This window comes from Haloarcula taiwanensis, from assembly GCA_002844335.1.
Lineage (GTDB): Archaea > Halobacteriota > Halobacteria > Halobacteriales > Haloarculaceae > Haloarcula > Haloarcula taiwanensis.
The window spans coordinates 1,591,686-1,609,988 of sequence record CP019154.1 but is presented as its reverse complement, the minus strand read 5'-3'; the positions used below and the strand labels follow the sequence as shown (position 1 = coordinate 1,609,988).

At 62.5% G+C, this 18,303-nt stretch carries 13 protein-coding genes and 1 tRNA gene; 6 read left to right on the top strand and 8 right to left on the bottom strand.

The window, feature by feature from the left end:
* Positions 1 to 44: 44 nt before the first annotated feature.
* The gene (locus tag BVU17_08175) at positions 45 to 1,202 is read right to left on the bottom strand and encodes an acyl-CoA dehydrogenase (GenBank protein AUG47493.1); all 1,158 of its coding nucleotides are present in this window, start codon (positions 1,200 to 1,202) and stop codon (positions 45 to 47) included.
* A 113-nt stretch (positions 1,203 to 1,315) separates the two neighbouring features.
* On the opposite strand from BVU17_08175, the gene BVU17_08170 reads away from it, so the two are divergent.
* Positions 1,316 to 3,280, top strand: a complete 1,965-nt coding sequence (locus BVU17_08170; GenBank protein ID AUG47492.1) for a 3-hydroxyacyl-CoA dehydrogenase — start codon at positions 1,316 to 1,318, stop codon at positions 3,278 to 3,280.
* 44 nt (positions 3,281 to 3,324) lie between these two features.
* On the opposite strand, the gene BVU17_08165 is transcribed toward BVU17_08170, so the two are convergent.
* Entirely contained in the window at positions 3,325 to 3,975 is a 651-nt protein-coding gene (locus BVU17_08165; protein AUG47491.1) for a hypothetical protein, read from the bottom strand.
* 138 nt (positions 3,976 to 4,113) lie between these two features.
* Here BVU17_08165 and BVU17_08160 point away from each other — a divergent pair.
* From BVU17_08160 to BVU17_08145, 4 genes are all read left to right on the top strand, one after another.
* Positions 4,114 to 4,188, top strand: a tRNA-Glu gene (locus BVU17_08160).
* A 192-nt stretch (positions 4,189 to 4,380) separates the two neighbouring features.
* On the top strand, positions 4,381 to 5,628 hold the full coding sequence (locus BVU17_08155; GenBank protein ID AUG47490.1) for a hypothetical protein: 1,248 nt from the start codon (positions 4,381 to 4,383) through the stop codon (positions 5,626 to 5,628).
* A 110-nt stretch (positions 5,629 to 5,738) separates the two neighbouring features.
* Positions 5,739 to 6,920 carry a glucose-1-phosphate thymidylyltransferase gene (locus BVU17_08150; protein ID AUG47489.1) on the top strand — a complete coding sequence of 394 codons (1,182 nt, stop codon included), beginning with the start codon at positions 5,739 to 5,741 and terminating at the stop codon, positions 6,918 to 6,920.
* Positions 6,921 to 7,059: 139 nt separating this feature from the next.
* Positions 7,060 to 7,239 carry a hypothetical protein gene (locus BVU17_08145; protein AUG47488.1) on the top strand — a complete coding sequence of 60 codons (180 nt, stop codon included), beginning with the start codon at positions 7,060 to 7,062 and terminating at the stop codon, positions 7,237 to 7,239.
* 106 nt (positions 7,240 to 7,345) lie between these two features.
* Here BVU17_08145 and BVU17_08140 read toward each other — a convergent pair whose 3' ends face one another.
* Positions 7,346 to 7,555, bottom strand: coding sequence for a hypothetical protein (locus BVU17_08140; GenBank protein AUG47487.1), 210 nt, complete (start codon positions 7,553 to 7,555; stop codon positions 7,346 to 7,348).
* A gap of 163 nt (positions 7,556 to 7,718) precedes the next feature.
* Between BVU17_08140 and BVU17_08135 the strand changes: the two genes are divergently transcribed.
* Entirely contained in the window at positions 7,719 to 9,701 is a 1,983-nt protein-coding gene (locus BVU17_08135) for a long-chain fatty acid--CoA ligase (protein ID AUG47486.1), read from the top strand.
* A 22-nt stretch (positions 9,702 to 9,723) separates the two neighbouring features.
* On the opposite strand, the gene BVU17_08130 is transcribed toward BVU17_08135, so the two are convergent.
* The 5 genes from BVU17_08130 to BVU17_08110 all read right to left on the bottom strand — a co-directional run bounded on the left by BVU17_08130 (position 9,724) and on the right by BVU17_08110 (position 17,946).
* Positions 9,724 to 10,116 (bottom strand): hypothetical protein, encoded by a 393-nt coding sequence (locus BVU17_08130; protein AUG47485.1) that lies wholly within the window; start codon positions 10,114 to 10,116, stop codon positions 9,724 to 9,726.
* Positions 10,117 to 10,248: 132 nt separating this feature from the next.
* Entirely contained in the window at positions 10,249 to 12,288 is a 2,040-nt protein-coding gene (locus BVU17_08125; protein ID AUG47484.1) for an AbrB family transcriptional regulator, read from the bottom strand.
* Positions 12,285 to 13,601 (bottom strand): hypothetical protein, encoded by a 1,317-nt coding sequence (locus tag BVU17_08120; protein AUG47483.1) that lies wholly within the window; start codon positions 13,599 to 13,601, stop codon positions 12,285 to 12,287. The genes BVU17_08125 and BVU17_08120 overlap by 4 nt, the downstream gene beginning before the upstream one ends.
* Positions 13,592 to 15,874 (bottom strand): kinase anchor protein, encoded by a 2,283-nt coding sequence (locus BVU17_08115; GenBank protein AUG47482.1) that lies wholly within the window; start codon positions 15,872 to 15,874, stop codon positions 13,592 to 13,594. The genes BVU17_08120 and BVU17_08115 overlap by 10 nt, the downstream gene beginning before the upstream one ends.
* Positions 15,874 to 17,946, bottom strand: a complete 2,073-nt coding sequence (locus BVU17_08110; GenBank protein AUG47481.1) for a serine protein kinase PrkA — start codon at positions 17,944 to 17,946, stop codon at positions 15,874 to 15,876. The genes BVU17_08115 and BVU17_08110 overlap by 1 nt, the downstream gene beginning before the upstream one ends.
* Positions 17,947 to 18,303: the final 357 nt, after the last annotated feature.

The following is an 18,303-nucleotide window of genomic DNA, read 5'->3' as shown; positions in this document are numbered from 1 at the left end:
CACCCTCGGGAGACGGGTGTCTCACGTCGACAACCGGGGACTGCTCAGGTCATGCCCTTTCCGAGCAGTTCCCGGGCGATGATGTTCTTCTGGATCTCGGTCGTTCCCTCGTAGATCTGGGTAATCTTTGCGTCGCGGTAGAACCGCTCGACGTCGAAGTCGTTGACGTAGCCAGCGCCACCGTGGATCTGGACGGCCTCGTCGGCCGTCTCGACGGCGACGCGGGAGGCCTTTTCTTTGGCCATCGACGCCAACTCGGTGAGCCGGTCGGCGTCGTTGTCGACGCTCCATGCGGATTTATGCGTGAGCTGCCGTGCCGCCTCGATTTCGGTGAACATCTCGGCGAGCTTGTGCTGGATGGCCTGAAACTCCGAGATGGACTGGCCGAACTGTTCGCGGTCCTGTGCGTACTCCAGGGCACGCTCGGCGGCCCCGCGGGCGATACCGACACCCTGTGCGGCCACGCCGGTCCGGGTCTCGTCGAAGAACTGCATTATCTGGAGGAAGCCGGCCCCGCGCGTACCGACAAGATTGTCCTCGGGGACGCGCACGTCGTTGAGGATGAGCTCTGCCGTGTCCGACGCGCGAATGCCGAGCTTCCCCGTAATCTTCTCTGCCTCGAACCCGTCGCGGTCGGACTCGACGAGAATCTGTGAGAAGCCGTTGTACCGCCCCTCTGCGTCGGGGTCGGTCTCACAGAGCACGACGAAGTAGTCACCGACCGAGCCATTGGTAATCCACATCTTGTTGCCGTTGATGACCCACTCGTCGCCCTCCTTGCGCGCCTGTGTCGACACCGACGACACATCTGAACCGGTGTCGGGTTCGGAGATGGCCGCGCCCATGATGGCGTCGCCGGTCGCCACCGGCTCCAAGTACTCCTCTTTCTGGGCCTCCGAGCCAAATCCAATGAGTGCGTCCGCGCCGAAGGCGGCCGACTGGATGCTCAGACCGATGCCGGGATCGGCCGCGAACAGCTCCTCGGCGATGATGGCGTTCGTCAGCGTATCGTAGCCTGCGCCGCCGTACTCCATCGGGATGTTCGCACCTGTCAGCCCCATCTCAGCGGCCTTCTCGACGATCTCTCGGGGGAACTTCTCTTCCGTGTCGTACTCGGTCGCGACGGGCTTGATTTCGTTTTCCGCGAACCGGGCAATCTCGTCTTTTATCTGTCGCTGCTCTTTCGTTAGTTGGAAGTCCATATGTGGTGTGTTGACGTGAACTGCATTAATGGTTTGTAATCCGAAATAAACTCGAAAGTGGTTTTCTAATGAGAGAAACGTTGAAGCCTCGGCCGGCAGTGGAACGATATGTCATGGATTTCGAGGATATTGACACTATCGCCGTGCTCGGTGCCGGGAATATGGGCCATGGAATCACCGAAGTGGCCGCACTCGCAGGCTACGACGTGCGGATGCGAGACATCAAAGACGAGTTTGTCGAGGACGGCTACGACAACATCGAATGGTCGCTGAACAAGCTGGCCGAGCGGGACCAGCTCACACAGGACGAGGCTGACGCGGCGCTGGACCGCGTGACGCCGCTTGTCGATGTAGAGGAAGCAGTCAGCGACGTCGACGTGGTCATCGAGGCCGTGCCGGAGAAGATGGAGATCAAGAAAGACGTGTACACAGAGGTCGAAGAACACGCCCCCGAAGACGCCATCTTCGCCACGAACACGTCCAGCCTCTCCATCACGGAACTGTCGGAAGTCACCGAACGGCCCGAGCAGTTCTGCGGGATGCACTTCTTCAACCCGCCGGTGCGAATGCAACTGGTCGAAGTAATCTCCGGCGCACACTCCGGCGACGACACGCTGGACGCTATCGAGGCGCTTGCGGAGGACTTCGGTAAAACACCGGTCCGCGTCCGCAAGGACTCGCCGGGGTTCATCGTCAACCGCATCCTCGTCCCGCTGATGAACGAGGCCGCGTGGCTCGTCCACAGCGATGAGGCGACCATCGCCGAGGTCGACTCGACGACGAAGTTCGACATGGGCCTGCCGATGGGGTCGTTCGAACTCTCCGATCAGGTGGGGAACGATGTCGGCCTCCACGTCCTCGAATATATGCACGAAGTGCTGGGCGAGCCCTACGCCCCGTGTCCGCTACTCGAACAGAAAGTCGAGAACGAGGAACTCGGGAAGAAGACCGGGAAAGGCTTCTACGACTACGAGAACGGCGGCGTCGACATTCCGACGGATGCCGGCCGCGAAGATGTCGAGCACCGCCTCATCGCCGTGATGGCAAACGAAGTCGGGAAGCTCGTCGAGAACGACGTGGCCCCCGTCGCGGACATCGACCAGGCTGTCCAGCTCGGCGGTGGCTTCCCGGACGGTCCCGCGAAAATCGCCGACAAGACCGGTCTTGAGACGCTCGTCGACACACTCGAAGAAACCCACGAGGAGACCGGCGCGGAGCGCTACGCCGTCTCCGACGGCCTCCGAGAGGCCGCAGAGGACGGTGGCTTCTACGGCAGTGAAGACGACGCGCCGGCAGAGTTCGACAACGTCACCGTCGAGTACCCCGGCGAGATGGTCGGCCACATCGAACTCGACCGCCCACACAGGATGAACACTGTCAGCCCGGAGCTGATGGACGACCTCGCCGACGCCGTCGACCTGCTCGAAGAAGACGACGAGGTGCGTGCTATCCTGCTGACCGGGGCCGGCGACAAGGCGTTCTCCGCGGGGGCCGACGTCCAGGCGATGGCCTCGAACGCGACGCCGCTGGACGCTATCGAACTCTCCCGCAAGGGCCAGCAAACCTTCGGGAAGCTTGAGGAATGCTCGATGCCGGTCGTCGCCGGGATCGACGGCTACGCGCTGGGCGGCGGGATGGAACTGGCGACCTGTGCCGACCTCCGCGTGGCCTCGGAGCGCTCCGAACTGGGCCAGCCCGAACACAACCTCGGCCTCCTGCCGGGGTGGGGCGGCACACAGCGCCTCGCCCGCATCGTCGGCGAAGGCCGCGCCAAGGAGATTATCTTCACGGGCGACCGCTACGACGCCGACGAGATGGCCGAATACGGCTTCATCAACGAGGTCGTCGACAACGACGCCCTCCACGAGCACGCGCTCGAACTGGCGAAGGACATGGCCGCCGGCCCGCCGGTCGCACAGAAACTCACCAAGCGCGCGATGCTCGCCGGCCGCGACGACATCGACGCCGGCCTCGAAGTCGAATCACAGGCTTTCGGTCATCTCATCGGCACCGACGATGTGATGGAGGGCATCAACGCGTTCATGGGCGACGGAGAACCGGACTTCGAAGGGAAGTAAGCTGCTGGGACCGGCAGCGCCGTCGCCGCCCTACCCGGCGTCGGTCACTCCGCTGCTGACCTCGGGTCGTCGAGTGGAATGGCGTCGTTGGACTGTGCCATGCCGGTCGTCATCAGCAGGCGGATGGCTGCCCGAACGCTGAGGTCGGACTCGTAGGTCTGGCTTTCGGGAACCATCACGAGCATCCCCTGGGTCGGGTTAGGGCTTCCGGGAATGAACAGGCTCGATGCGCGTTCATCGGCTGCCTCGGAGACATCTGCGGGGCTTGTCCCTGTTTTCAGCCCAAGCTGGTAGACACCCTCCCGAGGGTATTCCACGTACACGACGGACTCGAAGTCCGACTGCCGATTGACCACGGAGGTGGTCATCTGCCGAATACTGCCGTAGATGGTCCGAACAACAGGGACGAACGTGACCAGTTGGCCCGTCTTCCCGAAGAGCTGTTGGCCGATACTTCGCTGGGCGAGATAGCCCAGAACGGTAACGAGCGCGACGAGAACCGAGAGCGTCAGCAACTGGGCAAGCAAGACGTTGTTCGCCGTCAGCGCCGCCAGCCGCGTCCCGCGGATGAGCGGGTCGAGGAACCCCCCGACCCAGCCCAGGATGATGCGGACGATAGCGATGGTTGCCACAAGCGGACCAACGAGAACGAGCCCGGCCAAGAAGTTGCTCTTGACGAACGAACTGACCGACATATCGTGGGACAGTCGGTCTGACCGATAAAGTGTGACGACAGTTGTCACCCAATCTGGATGTCTCTGGGAATGGTACGCATCCTCAGGTAGCGTCTATTTCGATGGGGTTAAATTGGTCCACCCGGAACGAATGAGTACGCTCGGTTGGTGTAGTCCGGCCAATCATCTTGGCCTTTCGAGCCGAGGACCAGGGTTCAAATCCCTGACCGAGCACATTACTGTCGTAAGCAAACCAGTGAGCGACTGCTGTGCCCGCTACTCGACGCGTCAATATTCTGACCGGCCGGTACGTAGCCGCGAATTCAACCTCCGAGCTTCGCAGTGTCGCCGCTCTGTGTATTAATATCTGACAATTATATGGATAAAAGAACACATATTTATATATGTATATGAAGCCAGTAGTATATGAAACGGCGAACATACGTAAGTACGATCGGAAGCAGCATCGCTGCACTCAGCCTTGCAGGATGTAGTGGGAGCGACGGAGGAGACGGCGGAGGCGGAACCAGTGAGTCGACACCAACGCCGGAACCAACGTATGAAGTAGATCAAGAGGCACCGGCACGGCTGAAACTGCTCTCCGTGAGTGGGCCAAAAGAGGTCGCGTTCGGTGACACGGTCAAGGGTGACGTGACTGCCGTCAACGTCGGTGGTGAGCCGATCTCCGGGGATGCAACCATTGAGTTCGTCCACTCAGAATCAGCTGACACTGAGCCACAGACAGTCACAGTCAACGCTGACGGACTGGCGTCCGGCGAAGAAGTCTCGCATAGCTATCGTGTCGACGCCGAGTACGCCGGTGCTTGGGCGTTTGAACCGTCGTCGGACTTCTACGCCGTCGACGATACGGTCACGTCAACCGTGTCGGTCCTCCCGAAGCGGGGGAGTACTGGGGAAACCATCGAACTTGCGAGCGGCGTTCAGGCCACAGTGTCTGATATGTCCTACGAACAGATGATCGCCTACGAACTGCCCTCTGGCGAACGGGCTTTGGGAGATAACACCGTCCATGCCATTCGCGAAACGGTCTCAGATAATATCCTCCTGATTCTGAGCGTGACGTTCGAGAACGGAACTGGCGAGGCGAAGACAGTGTCGAAAGACGACTTTGTCGTTCCTGAGTCGAGCTTCGTGAGCGAGTCGGCCGCAGGCCGTGACGGAACGAACGCAGCCGGGGAGAACATCAATCCAGGGCAGACCTACAGCGGCCATCTGATTTACGCTGTCCCGAAGGCCAAGATTGACGACCTCGCGTTCGGCATAAATCTCGCAGAAGGGAGTGCAGTCGCTGATGTCGAAATCCCGCTTCAGTCACCCGGTGGCTTCCCCGAATTCGAACTGGCGAACATCGATGTTCCGCCGGAGGACGTCACGGGCGATGAAGCGATAGTCGAAATGGAGGTCGAGAACGTGGGCGACAGTGCGGGGATGTTCAAGTCCATCTTCGAGTTCAAGACGCCAGATGAACCAGGTATATTTGCCGGCTATTCCGCAGATACGTGGTACATTGACTCTGATGGCCCCTACACGCAGCGGATTCCTGCTGGGGAAACCAGAACTATCGAACTGGTGACGGAACCGGACGCGGACAGGCGGTGGGACTACCGGACGACGCCATTCGGGGCAGAGTGGACGTTCGAGGCCGTGGAATAGGTGTAGATAGGGCTTTCTCCACGACCGAATCAGCGTGACTTCTCGATAATCCGCCTCCCGAACGAGTCAACAGCGGTAGGTATTTTTCGGGCCCGAGCAACGGACCGACCATGCAAGCAGTCGTACTCGCGGCAGGCCAGGGGACGCGTATGCGGCCGTTGACAGACCACACACCGAAGCCGATGCTCCCGGTCGCGGACCGGCCGCTGGTGGCACACACCGCCGACATGGCAATCCAGGCGGGGGCCGATGAACTCATCTTCGTCGTCGGCTACGAGGCCGAGGCGGTCCGCTCGTACTTCGGCGACGAGTACAGCGGCGTCCCGGTCAGCTTTGCCGTTCAGGAGGAGCAACTGGGGACCGCCGACGCAGTGGCCGCCGCGAAGGCCCACCTCGACGGCCCCTTTGCAGTTCTCAACGGCGACAACCTCTACGACGCCGAGAGCCTGAACGCCCTCTTTGACGCCGCACCGTCGGTCGCCGCGTACCGCGTCGACGATCCGACGAGCTACGGCGTGCTGTCGGCCGATGGTGACACTGTCACCGGCATTGTCGAGAAGCCCGACGACCCACCGACGGACCTGGCGAACGCCGGAGCGTACGTCTTCCCGGCGCAAGCGCGGGACTGGCTGGACGTGCCGCTCAGCGACCGCGGGGAGCGCGAAATCACAGATGTCCTTGCGAGAGTCATTGAGGAGTCGACGGTCACTGCCGTCGAAGTCGACCGCTGGCTGGACGTGGGCCGGCCCTGGGAGCTACTGGAGGCCAACGAGTGGAAACTGGGGCAACTGGACCGGCGACTCGACGGAGAGGTGCGTGGCGATGCTGACCTGCGCGGCGAAGTCGTCGTCGAGACCGGCGCGGTCATCGAACCCGGCGTCGTCATCGAGGGACCGGCGCTGGTCCGCTCGGGCGCACACGTCGGTCCGAACGCATACGTCCGTGGGGCGACCCTTCTGGGGGAGGATACCCACGTCGGCCACGGCGTCGAGCTCAAGAACACCGTTCTGATGGCGGACTCGAACGTTCCCCACGTCTCCTATGTGGGTGACAGCGTCATCGGTCGCGAGGTCAACTTCGGCGCGGGAACGCAGGTGGCGAACCTCCGCCACGACGGCGACCCGGTCCAGATGACGGTGAAGGGCGACCGCGTCTCGACGGGCCGACGGAAGTTCGGTGTCGTCGCGGGCGACGGTGCGAAGACGGCCATCAACACCAGTCTGAACGCCGGTGTCGTCCTTTCGACGGGCGCGACGACGACCCCCGGAGAGTCCGTTACCCGGGACCGATAGCGGGCATCTTCTATCGAGCGTCTGTCTGCGGTAACTACGTGTCGCTAGCCTTCTGTTACCGGTTCGACATTCGTGTATGTTCGTGATGTTCAGTGTAAGTATGTGAGATTAAGTGGCGTGAAAGACACTCTCAAATAAGATGGTCGACCCGACATCAGATCACCACGAAGATATCGACGAGGACGAGGCACCGGAGTGTGCTACCTGCGGTGACGCTATCGCCAACGAAGTGACTCACCGCGTCATCACATGGATAGAGGACGGCGGCGTCGAAACCGCCCACTTTTGCAACGAGGACTGCCGGCTAGAGTGGCAATAAGGCGTCTGCTCTAGCTGTCTTCTGGGCAGTGACCACCAATCGATGAGTTCGCTCGCGCGATAGGTCTGTGGACTTCCCTCGCCAACAACACCTTACTCAGTTCCTTTCAGCCGCTCTGCGTATCGATGTGGTGGACAGCGTCTGGCGAGAGGAGTCGCCCCGTTGGTAGTTCGACCCAGCCGTTTGCGAGGACGCGAACCGCTCCCTCGTGCAGGACTGTCTCTTGCTCGATATCGGCGTACACGATCGCGCTCTTGTGCTCTTTGACGAACTGCTCCACGGCTTCACCCCAGGCTGGTTCCGTCGAGATGACCATAGGTCAATTATGCTGTGGCCGCGATAAAATCTTGGTGCGACACCTTGCCCCTCACTCGTCGCCTCCTCGTCTAAAACCGTTGACGGAATCAACTCCGACAAACCAATTGAGTGTTAACACCCTGCACATATTTGGGATGGCCTAGTGAACACTGCGGTATGACATGACCGCAGGCAATCACTCTGACTGGCGTCAGGCCGAGGAAGCGTATACTGACGAAGTCATCGGCGACGACACGCTGGGCGAAATGTTTGCCGCAAGCGCGGCCCGGAACGCTGACACGACCGCCCAACTGTACAAGGGTGGTGTCTACGACCGGTCACTGACTGGCGACGTGATACCGGCGGCTCCCGACGGCGACTACGCCGAGATCAGCTACGAGCGGATGCATCACCTGGTCAAATACCTGGCCGCAGGGTTCCGTGACCTCGGTGTCGGCCCGGACGCCCGCGTCGGTATTCTGGCCAACACGCGGATGGAGTGGGCGCTGAGCGACTTTGCCGTTCTCTCTGCGGGCGGGGTGGTGACGACAGTGTATACGGATTCCTCACCGAACCAGGTCCAGTATCTACTGTCGGACCCGGAGGCGAGCGCTGTCGTCGTGGAGAACGCTGCGATGCTGGACCGCGTTCTTGCTGTCGAGGACGCTCTCTCGCTCTCGTTCATCGTCGTCATGGACGATATCGATGTGGACCGCGAAGACGTGTACACACTCGATACAGTGTACAAGCGCGGCGAGGAGACGTTCAGCGAGTCGGCGTACCAGTCCTGGCTTGACGAGCGCGACCCCGACGACCTTGCGAGCCTCATCTACACCTCCGGAACGACAGGCCAACCGAAAGGGGTCCGGCTCACTCACCGCAACTTCCGGTCGAACGTCAACCAGACGCGCAGGCGAATCGGGCCACGACCGGACAAGTCGTCGGACCTGCCGACCGTTACCGCCGAGACGCGTTCGATAGCGTTCCTCCCGCTGGCACACGTATTCGAGCGCCTCGCGGGTCATTTCTTCATGTACGCCTCCGGCGCGGCTGTGAGCTACGCCGAAAGCCCGGATACGCTGGCCGACGACCTCCAGACCGTCCAACCGATGACCGGATTGAGTGTCCCCAGAGTCTACGAGCGTATTTTCGACAACATGCGAACGCAGGCCAGCGAGTCCCCGCTCAAAAAGCGGATTTTCGACTGGGCGATGGACGTAGCCCGCGACTACGCCCGAACCGACGACCCTGGACCGATACTCACAGCGAAACACTCGCTCGCAGACCGCCTCGTCTACAGCACCGTCAAAGAACGGCTTGGCGGGAACATCGAGTTCATGGTCAGCGGCGGCGGCAGTCTTTCGAAAACGCTCTGTGAGACGTTCCTCGGCATGGGGCTGACGATTCTCGAAGGATACGGGCTTACGGAAACGTCGCCGGTTTTGACGGTGAATCCGCCAGAAGATATCCGTCCCGGAACGCTGGGAGCCCCGCTACCTGCTGTCGACATTCACATCGACACCGGTGTCGTCGACGCCAGCGAATTCGATGACGTCACTGGCGACGTGGGCGAACTGCTCGTCGACGGCCCGAACGTCACGCAGGGGTACTGGAACGCGCCCGATGCGACGACGCGGGCCTTCACGGAGATCGACGGCACCCAGTGGTTCCGAACCGGCGACATCGTCGAGCGGACCGACGACGACTTCCTCATCTACCACGACCGCCTCAAGGAACTGCTCGTCCTCTCGACCGGAAAGAACGTCGCGCCACAGCCCATCGAAGACCAGTTCGCGACGAGCGACCGAGTCGACCAGGTCATGGTCGTCGGCGACGACCAGAAGTTCGTCGGCGCGATAATCGTTCCGAACTTCGAGGAACTCCGCCGGTGGGCCGACAGCGAGGGCGTCGACCTTCCCGCCGATCCCGAAGCACTGGTCGATGATGAACGCGTCCACGCGTGGGTCCAGACCGCCGTCGACGCGGTCAACGAGGAACTCGAACGCGTCGAGCGTATCAAGTCCTTTGCGCTTGTCTCCCGGGAGTGGACCGCGGAGAACGACTTGCTTACGCCGTCCATGAAAAAGAAGCGCCGCAACATCCGCAGCGCGTACCGTGAAAAAATCGCCGAGATATACGGCGAGCAGCAGGTCGAAGCGGCCTGACCGGGATCACCTGCACTCCGATTCAGTCGGTAACGACCACGTCAACCGCTCGTTCGCGCGGCCCGTCACAGTCAACGAACAGCACGGACTGCCACGTCCCCATATCGAGGTCCCCGTCGCGGACGGGAATCGTCTCGCTTGGCCCGACGAACATCGCCCGGACGTGTGAATCCGCGTTGCCGTCCAGTTCGTCGTGGGCCCACCCGCTGTCCGGGACGAGGTCACCGAGTGCGTCGCTGAGGTCTCCCAGCAACCGCGGCTCGGCCTCGTTGACTGTGATGCCCGCCGTGGTGTGGCGGACGAACACGGTACAGGTTCCCTCTGCGTCTGCGGGGATTACCTCCCGGACTTGCTCGGTAATATCCACTACATCGGTGTGTGCATCGCTTTTGACAGTGAACCGAGTCGCGCTCATATCGAATGCCACTCCCCGGACCTATGTGAAGATAGGACATTTATTATCTATGATTTGGGTGGCTGTAACGAGAAACTGCCTGTCAGTGTCGTAGGGCGGTTCTCCGCCTGCGCCGAGAGTGCCCCACAGCACTCAGGCCAGCCATTCGTCGGGCTTGGTGTTGTAGTCGATGTCGGTCGCCGTGAGGTGTTCGACCTCGGCCCAGTCCACGTCGGTGACGGTGACCTCGTCGCCGTCGTATCGGATGCGCTTGCCGACCTCCTCGGGCTCGGGCTCGCGGTCGCGCCGTTTGGCGACCTCCACGTCATGGTCGTCGAACTCCTTGACGATCGTCAGGAGGTTCACCGGGCGGCCCCAGAGTTCGAAGGTGCGCTTCAGGACCTCCTTGGCCTGCCCGATGTCGAGCATCACGCCGTTGTACCGGTGAGCCAGTAGCAGTTCGTTACGGTTCTGGTAGTTGCCATCCTCGACGACGACTGTGGGCTTGCCGAAGTTGGTGAACTGCAACATCAGCTTCTTCTTGACGTCCTCGTGGTCTGTCGAGGTCACCCGGTAGTCGCCGGAGGCGTGGGTGTACTCGTAGGTGAAGTAGTCGTTGTCGTCGACGAACTCCTGGGTGAGGAACTCGTCGAGGAAAGTCACGTCGTTGTGGCTCTCCCGAATCTCTCGCATTCGTTCCCAGCCGCGGGTGTAGTCCACGTCCTCGAGTGCGTCCGTGACGCTGTCGTAGCGCGAGTCGTCGAACATGTAGCGGGCGGTCCGCTCCAGTTCCTCCTGGCCGACCCGGGAGACGAACCCGCGGTACTGGGGCTTGACCAGCGAGTAGTGGCGCTGGGCCAGCCCCTCGTAAGTCAGCACCTTCCAAGGGTACTGTTCGACATCGAACGCGCCGTCGCGGGCCGCCGCCAGCCCGTCTGCGTCGACCCGCGGGTCCTCGGGGTCGAGGTCGTCGAGGTGGCCCGGGACATCGGTGAGCCACTCGGGCGGCTCCAGGTGGTCCTGAACCATCTCGTAGTCGACGCTGTCGTCGAAGTTCCGCCAGGTGATGCCCTCGACGCGGAGTAGGCGCTCGATGACCTCGCGGCGGTTCTCCGTGTTCTCGACGTACTCCCAGATCTCCAGGCCGAGGCTGTAGGGGTTCAGCCCCCCCGAGCCCAGCACCTTCGACATGTGGTCGGAGTAGAGGATGAACTCGTCGTCGCCGGCGAACTGCTCGCCGGTCATCATCAGGGATTCCCAGTAGGAGGCCCAGCCCTCGTTCATCACCTTCGTCATCTTCTGGGGGGCGAAGTAGTAGGCCTCGCGGCGGAGCAGCTCCAGCAGTTCTTTCTGCCAGTCCGCCATCTCCGTGGCGCGTTCGGCGTCCTCGTCGTACTGCATGCCGTGTTTCCGGAGGAAGCCGAGCACGTCCTTCTCGGGCTCGGCGGGGAACGTGACGTTCTCGTCGTCGTCGCGCTGGGCGTCCAGCCACTCCTCGTCGAACACCTGCCGTTTGACCTCCTCGGAGAGGTCGAGGTCATCCAGCTGGTCGGTCACGTCGGCCCCTTCGATGTCCTCGAACTCCTCGGGGACCGTCTCGACGGGGCTGTAGGGGACGTGCTGGTCGATGTTGTCCTCCAGACAGAGGACGTGGTCGATGAACCGCTCGACCTCGGCCCGCTCGATGTCGGGGTCCTGCATGTACTCCTGGATGGTGTCGCCGTGGCGGGCTAACATTCCGGCGGCGTCGGGGCCGCGGCGGCGGTCCTCGCCGGAGGCATCGGTCGTCGTCCGCGAGGAGCCGTCGGTGAACATGCGGAACCACTCGTTGTTGGCGAAGAAGTCCGCGTGGGCCTCGACGTGGGTGATGACGGCCTTCTGGTCGGCCAGGGTGTTCGACTCCTGGAGGAAGGCGTGAGCAGGGTCGTCGTTGTTGACGATTTCGAAGGCCTTCCCGCCGAGGAACTGGCCCTGTTTTTGCTGGCGGTCGTACTGCATTCCCCACCGCCAATGGGGGTATCGCTGCTGGAACCCACCGTAGGCGATGAGTTCGTTCATCTCGTCGTAGTCGACGATCCAGTAGTTCACCGGGTACGGCTTCAGGCCGAGCTTTCTGGCGAGATTGCCGGCCTCCTCGACGGGCTCGTCGAGGTCGTCGGCCACGCGCTGTTTCGCGAATCTGTCGTTGTTCATTGGTCCTCCGTGCTGAGTATGTCGTAGATGGCGTCCACCACGTCTTCCGGCGAGGAGACGTACGCGACCGCGACGTTGTCGGCGTCGCGGAAGGAGCGTTCGACCTCCTCGGCGTGGGTGGCGTTGATGGCGTTGCCGCTCGGCTGGGTTTCCACGTACGCGTGGAGGTTCGCCGGAATCTGTTCCATCAGCGGGATGACTTTCTCCTCGGTGTCGTTCGAGGAGTTCTCGCTGTCGCCCGCCGCGAACACGTAGCGGTTCCACTCGCTCCAGGGGTACTCCTCTTCGAGGACCTCCGCGGCGAGTTCGTACGCGCTGGAGATGCGCGTGCCCCCGCCCGAGCGGATGCCGAAGAACTCCTCGCGTTCGACCTCCCAGGCGTCGGCGTCGTGGGCGATGTAGACGAACTCGGCGTTGTCGTACTTACCGGTGAGATACCAATCAAGCGGCGTGAACGTCCGCTCGACGAGTTCGCGTTTCTTCTGGCGCATCGACCCCGACACGTCCCGGATGTTCACGACGACGACGTTTTTCTCCCGCTCTTCGACGATTTCGGGGTAGCGGTAGCGTTCGTCCTCGCGGCGGAATGGAATCTGGTCGACGCCCTCCCGGCGGATGCGCTGGGAGGTCTCGACGCGCTCGACGTTGTCCTCCATCTCCTCGATGGAGTCCCAGACGGCCCGCTCGTCGGCGGGCAGTTCCTCGTAGGCGTCGTCTATCCACGCCTTCGAGACGGGCATGTTCTGCTCGCGGGTCCACTCGTAGACGGTGGCCGGCCCCCAGCCGTCGACTTTCAGCGCCTCGCGGACGTAGTCCTCGTCGAAGTCCATCGCGAGCTTGCGCTTGAGTCCTTTCTTGAACAGTCGCTCGAAGTCCAGCGTCGAGGAGGGGCCGGTCCGGGTGATGTCCGTGAAGTCGCCCTCCTTCTCCTCGATGACCTTCTTGCCCTTGGGTTCGAGGTCGAGCCCGAGTTGCTCATCGAGTTCCTCGGCGAATTCCTCGGGGTCCATCTCGTAGTACTCGTGTTCGCCGCCTTCCTCGCCGGGGTCGCCGTCCTCCCCGTCGTCGCCGTCGCCGGGCTGGGGCTGTGGCTGGCCGACCGGGTCGCCCTCTTCGGCCCCCTCGCCCTGGCCGACGCCGCCCTGATCGCGCTGGTCGTACTCGAACTCCGGCAGGTCGACAATCTTGATCGGGATGCGGACGGAGTCGCCCCGCGACTGGCCGAGGTCGCCGTACTGGATGAACTCGGCGAGGTCCTGACGGCGCTCCTCGCCCACGTCGCGGTACCGTTCGAGGTCGTCTTTCAGTCCCATCTGTAACTCACCTGGCTCATGACGTGCCTGCTCGTCAGTTCGGCCGACGCCTCGGTGTAGTCGAACATCTCGACCATGTTCGAGAGCGTCTTGGCCTTGAGGCGGGCCGTCTCGGTCCCGGACGGCGGGTTGTCCCACTGCCCGGGCTCGAAGTCCTCGTAGGTCCGCTTGATATCGTCCCAGTCGTAGCTCCCGAGGACCGTGTTGATGACCGGAATCTCCTTGGGGTTGACGTCGCCGACGCGGAACTCCTCGTCGCGGCGCTGCCACGCGTGGCGGTTCAGCGCCGTGATTATCTTGTCGGTGCGGAACTGCTCGACGGCGTGGTCGGGCTCGTTGCCGTCGTAGTTCTTCTCGTCGAACCGGCCCAGGTGCTCGATTTCGAACACCTTCATCTTCAGGGGGTCGGGGTCGACGAGTTCGCCCCGCTCGTTCTCTATCTGGTCGTCCGATTCCCAGGCGTAGACGTGCTCGATGTACTCCTCGACGGTCGCCTCGTCGACGCGCTTGTCCCGCATCATCGCGTCGAGTACGTCCTGTTCCTGCTGGCCGAAGATGTAGTTCTTGACAGTCACAACGCGTTCCTCGTACTCCGTGGCCTCACCGGTCGAGAACACGGGGGCGTCTTCGAGCCCCTCGGCGACGGCGTTGAGCACGTCCCGTGGCATCAGCACGTGCTCGACCGGAAGGTCGGAGTGATGTCGGTCCTGTGGCTCGTGGAGCAGGTCGGCGATGATATCACGGACGTAGGTGACCGGGATGCCGTGGTCGCCGTCCTCGGCGGTAGTCTCCAGGTCGTAGTCGTCGATGTCGACGCGCTCGTCGCCCTCCATCAGGTAGCCGCGGTCGAACAGCAGGGCCTTGTCCACGAGGTCCAGCCCGGTGGGGATCTCGGCGCTGTCGAGCCGCGAGACGACGGCGTACAGCGCGGCGGACTCGACGGTGTGTGGAGCCAGCTCCTTCTCGGTGGCCGAGGCCACCTCGTCTCTGACCGAGATGGTCAGTGGCTCCTGAATCCACGTCTCCAGTTCGTCCCAGGACTCGGGGTCCCAGACCGCCGTCTCGTTCGTGAGTTCGCGCCGGAGCAACTGCGCCTCCAGCGAGAGGTTCGTCAGGTACGTGAACTCGTGTTTGTCCAGCCGGCGTTTCAGCGCCTTCAGCGGGTCCTGGCCCTCGCGGTCGGCGTGCTTGTTCAGTTGGGCTTCGAGGTCTGGGTTCGAGATGATGACCAGCTGGGTGTCCACGTCCATTCCGATGCCTTTGTCGAGTTTGACGTGGCTCTCGTCGGGGACGTTCAGCAGCTTCTGGAGCAGGTCGGCGTGCTGGGCGGCGTCCTCGACGACCGTAAGCAGACCGTTGCCCTGAGAGAGGACGCCGTCGTAGCTGAACGCCTGCGGGTTCTTCCGGCCCCGCGAGTCCAGTTCCCGGAGCATGCCGTGCATCCACGAGCCGACGAGCCGTTCCTTCGGCGTGCCCTCGTCCTCGGAGTGGAGGATGCCGATGCCCCGGCCCACGTCCACGACGAAGTTCTTCACCCGGAGGTGGGCAGGCTGTGTCACCGCGGAGAACAGGTCCGTCTCGCCCTGCCGGCGGTACTGCTCTTCGAGGAAGTCGTAGGCCTCCCGCGAGAACGGGTCCAGTTGGCCCTCGACGCGGATGGGGATGTGGTCGTCCAGCCGCTCGTTGACCTCGGCGAGCAGGTCCGCCCGCACGTCGTCGGGGAACACCGTCAGCGGGTGGGCCTGGACGGGGCTTTCGTACCAGTCGTCCTCGTCTTCGATGGCCGCGTTCCCGTAGGTCATGCTGGTGGCGCTGCCGCCGGCCCCGGCGACGTTCCACTCGACGGTGTAGCGCCGGCCCTCGGGCGTCTTCGAGTACTCCCGGAGGCCGTTGATGAGACAGCGCTTCAGTTCGGACTTGCCAGTCGCCGTCGGCCCCTCCAGCCAGATTATCTTCTCGTCTTTCCCGCGACCCGCGGCGATCGAGCGGAGGTCGTCGACGAAGGCATTCAGCACCTCAGTGTTGCCGAGGATGGCGTGCTCGCCGTCGTTGTACGGGTCGTCGAAGAAGCGGTAGCGCTCCTTCTCGTCGCCTTCCTCGATGACCATCCGGGTCCCCGCGTCCTCGATGGCGTCGAGCAGGTACTTTGAGGCATGCGCCGCGACCTGGGGCGTTTCGAGGACGGTGTCGACGTACTCCGCGAGGCTCATCGGGGCCTCGTAGGCGGCGTCGAGAGACTCGTCCGCGCGGTCGATGTACTCCTGGCCTGTCATTACTCTTCCATCTCGCTTTTGGCGACCTCCGCACCGGCGAACTCGAGCACTTCCTTGGCCCCCTCCTCGGAGTAGCCCTGCTCGATGAGGGCGTCGATCCACTGGTTGCGCTCCTCGTCGTCCATCTCCGAACTGGAGACAAGCGCCGAGAAGTTGATGTTGTGCTTCTTGTCCTCCCAGAGCTTGCGTTCCAGCGCCCGGCGCAGGCGGTCGTTGTCCTGCGGATTGAACGTGTCACCCTCGCGGGCGCGCCGGGACACCCAGTTGGACACTTCCTGCCGGAAGTCGTCCTTGCGGTCCTCGGGGAGATTGAGCTTCTCCTCGACCGACCGGAGGAACTGCTCGTCGGGCTCTTGCTCGCGGCCGGTGAGTTCGTCCTCGACGGTCGCGTCGTCGATGTAGGCCATGACGTGGTCCATGTACTTCTCGCCCTGGCGCTGAATCTCGTCCATGTCGTAGGCCAGCGCGTGGCGCACGTCCTCGATGGCCCGCTCCTTGTACTCCTCGCGGACGAGTTCGAGGAAGCGGTAGTACTTGCTGAACGACTCCTCGTCGATGGAGCCGTGGTTTTCGAGGTTGCCTTCGAGGTGGTTGAACGTCGTCAGCGGCGAGAGGAAGTCACGGCTGCGGTGCATCGAGTCCATGATGGCCTCGGCGATCTCGTCGCCGATGAACCGCGGGGAGACGCCGTCCATCCCCTCGCCGATGTCGGCCATCTTCTCGGCCTCCTCGCGGAGTTTCTTCACGTCCACGTCGTCGGCCTCGTCGATTTCGCCGTTGTAGGCTTTCGCCTTCTGGATGAGGTCGATGGACTCGTTGTCCGGCTCCTCTATGCGGGTCAGCACGCCGAACAGGCCCGCCATCTCCAGGGTGTGAGGCTCGACCTGAATATCCGGCAGGTCGGCGTTGCGCAGCATCTTCTGGTAAATCTGGGCCTCGGCCTCGTACTGGAGGACGTAGGGGAAGTCGATGCGCTTGGTCCGGTCGTTGAACGCCTCCATCTTCTCATCGCCCTTCTTGTCCCGGTACTCGGGCATGTTCGTCCGGCCGACGATGACCTGGTCGATGTCGATGCGGGGGTTGTTCTTGGGCTTGATTGTCTGTTCTTGACTGGCATGGAGGAAGTCATAGAGGAACTCCCGCTGGAGCTTCAGCAGCTCCTCACCGGAGAATATCCCGCGGTTGGCGTTACAGAACGCCCCGGAGTAGTCGAACGCTCGCGGGTCGCTCTCGCCGTAGATGGCTATCTTCGAGTAGTTGACGTCGCCGGTCAGTTCCGTCTCGTCCTGATTTTTCTTGTCTTTCGGTTCGAAAGTCTCGATACCGCGCCGCTGGTTCTCGTCAGCGACGAAGCGGACGATTTCGATGTGGTTTTCGAGAACAGCCTGGAGGTCGTCGTCGTATTCGGCCAGCAGGCGGTCCATGTAGAACTCCGAGGCGGGGTCCAGCGACTGCTCGTTCCGGATGGTGTAGGGCGCATCGAGGTCCTCGTTGATGTCCTCGATGACCTTGTCCCGCTGTGCCTGCGGAAGGAGCACGAGTGGGTCCTGGTTCATCGGCGACCGGACCACGTCGTCGGCCGGGTCCTGGTCGTGAATCACGTCACAGAGGTTCGTCCATCGGAACGTGTACATCCGCCCCTCGTCCCGGCTCGTGTAGTCCTCGAAGTACCGCCGGACCTGCCGGTCGAAGTCGGACTTGCCCGACCCGACCGGCCCCAGCAGTAGCTTGATGCGCTTCTCGGGGCCGAGCCCGCGAGCGCCGGATTTGACCTTGTTGACGAACTCGTGGATCGCCTCGTGGATGACCCGGCCGTAGAAGGTGTTCTCGCCGTCGTTCAGCGGGTCCTCGCTCGCCAGTTCGTACTCGACCACGCCGGCCTCCTCGTCGTAGGACTTGCCGTAGTAGTCGAACATATCCGCCACGCGCTGGTGGGCGTTGCGGGCGATCTTCGGTTCGTCGTACAACTGTTGCAGATACCAGTCGAACGTGTTCGTCTTCCGGAGGTCCGCCGGTATCGTGTCACGGTACTCCTTGCTCAGCGCTTCAAGTGTCTCTTTGTTCTTGCTCATGCTATCTCAGTAATCCGTCGTGGCTGCAGGCGACCGCCGGCCGTTGCGGGCTGGCCTCTGGGCTGTGTGTCCGCTCGTCCTCGGTGCTGCCCGCTACAGATGTGACCGCATACAGCCGCTGAATACCCCTTCACTGCAGGGTGGCGCGTGTACCCTTCCATGGCTGACCTGCCGGGCGGAACACGGGGACTGTTCCGACCTGGTTTGGTAACGGGAATCAGTGTCGAACTGTTTCCGATACTATTTACCGTACGAGTTCTGTTCATATAAGAACTTTGCCCTCTTGTGGGCATACCGCCGATAAATTTCGGTGCGCTGGTCGGCCGAACTCGGGGATGGCGGGCCACACGTATGTTA

What these genes read in the sequence shown, in the direction of transcription:
- BVU17_08175 (AUG47493.1), bottom strand. Translation starts at nt 1,202, where the DNA reads ATGGACTTCCAACTAACGAAAGAGCAGCGACAGATAAAAGACGAGATT.
- BVU17_08170 (AUG47492.1), top strand. Translation starts at nt 1,316, where the DNA reads ATGGATTTCGAGGATATTGACACTATCGCCGTGCTCGGTGCCGGGAAT.
- BVU17_08165 (AUG47491.1), bottom strand. Translation starts at nt 3,975, where the DNA reads ATGTCGGTCAGTTCGTTCGTCAAGAGCAACTTCTTGGCCGGGCTCGTT.
- BVU17_08155 (AUG47490.1), top strand. Translation starts at nt 4,381, where the DNA reads ATGAAACGGCGAACATACGTAAGTACGATCGGAAGCAGCATCGCTGCA.
- BVU17_08150 (AUG47489.1), top strand. Translation starts at nt 5,739, where the DNA reads ATGCAAGCAGTCGTACTCGCGGCAGGCCAGGGGACGCGTATGCGGCCG.
- BVU17_08145 (AUG47488.1), top strand. Translation starts at nt 7,060, where the DNA reads ATGGTCGACCCGACATCAGATCACCACGAAGATATCGACGAGGACGAG.
- BVU17_08140 (AUG47487.1), bottom strand. Translation starts at nt 7,555, where the DNA reads ATGGTCATCTCGACGGAACCAGCCTGGGGTGAAGCCGTGGAGCAGTTC.
- BVU17_08135 (AUG47486.1), top strand. Translation starts at nt 7,719, where the DNA reads ATGACCGCAGGCAATCACTCTGACTGGCGTCAGGCCGAGGAAGCGTAT.
- BVU17_08130 (AUG47485.1), bottom strand. Translation starts at nt 10,116, where the DNA reads ATGAGCGCGACTCGGTTCACTGTCAAAAGCGATGCACACACCGATGTA.
- BVU17_08125 (AUG47484.1), bottom strand. Translation starts at nt 12,288, where the DNA reads ATGAACAACGACAGATTCGCGAAACAGCGCGTGGCCGACGACCTCGAC.
- BVU17_08120 (AUG47483.1), bottom strand. Translation starts at nt 13,601, where the DNA reads ATGGGACTGAAAGACGACCTCGAACGGTACCGCGACGTGGGCGAGGAG.
- BVU17_08115 (AUG47482.1), bottom strand. Translation starts at nt 15,874, where the DNA reads ATGACAGGCCAGGAGTACATCGACCGCGCGGACGAGTCTCTCGACGCC.
- BVU17_08110 (AUG47481.1), bottom strand. Translation starts at nt 17,946, where the DNA reads ATGAGCAAGAACAAAGAGACACTTGAAGCGCTGAGCAAGGAGTACCGT.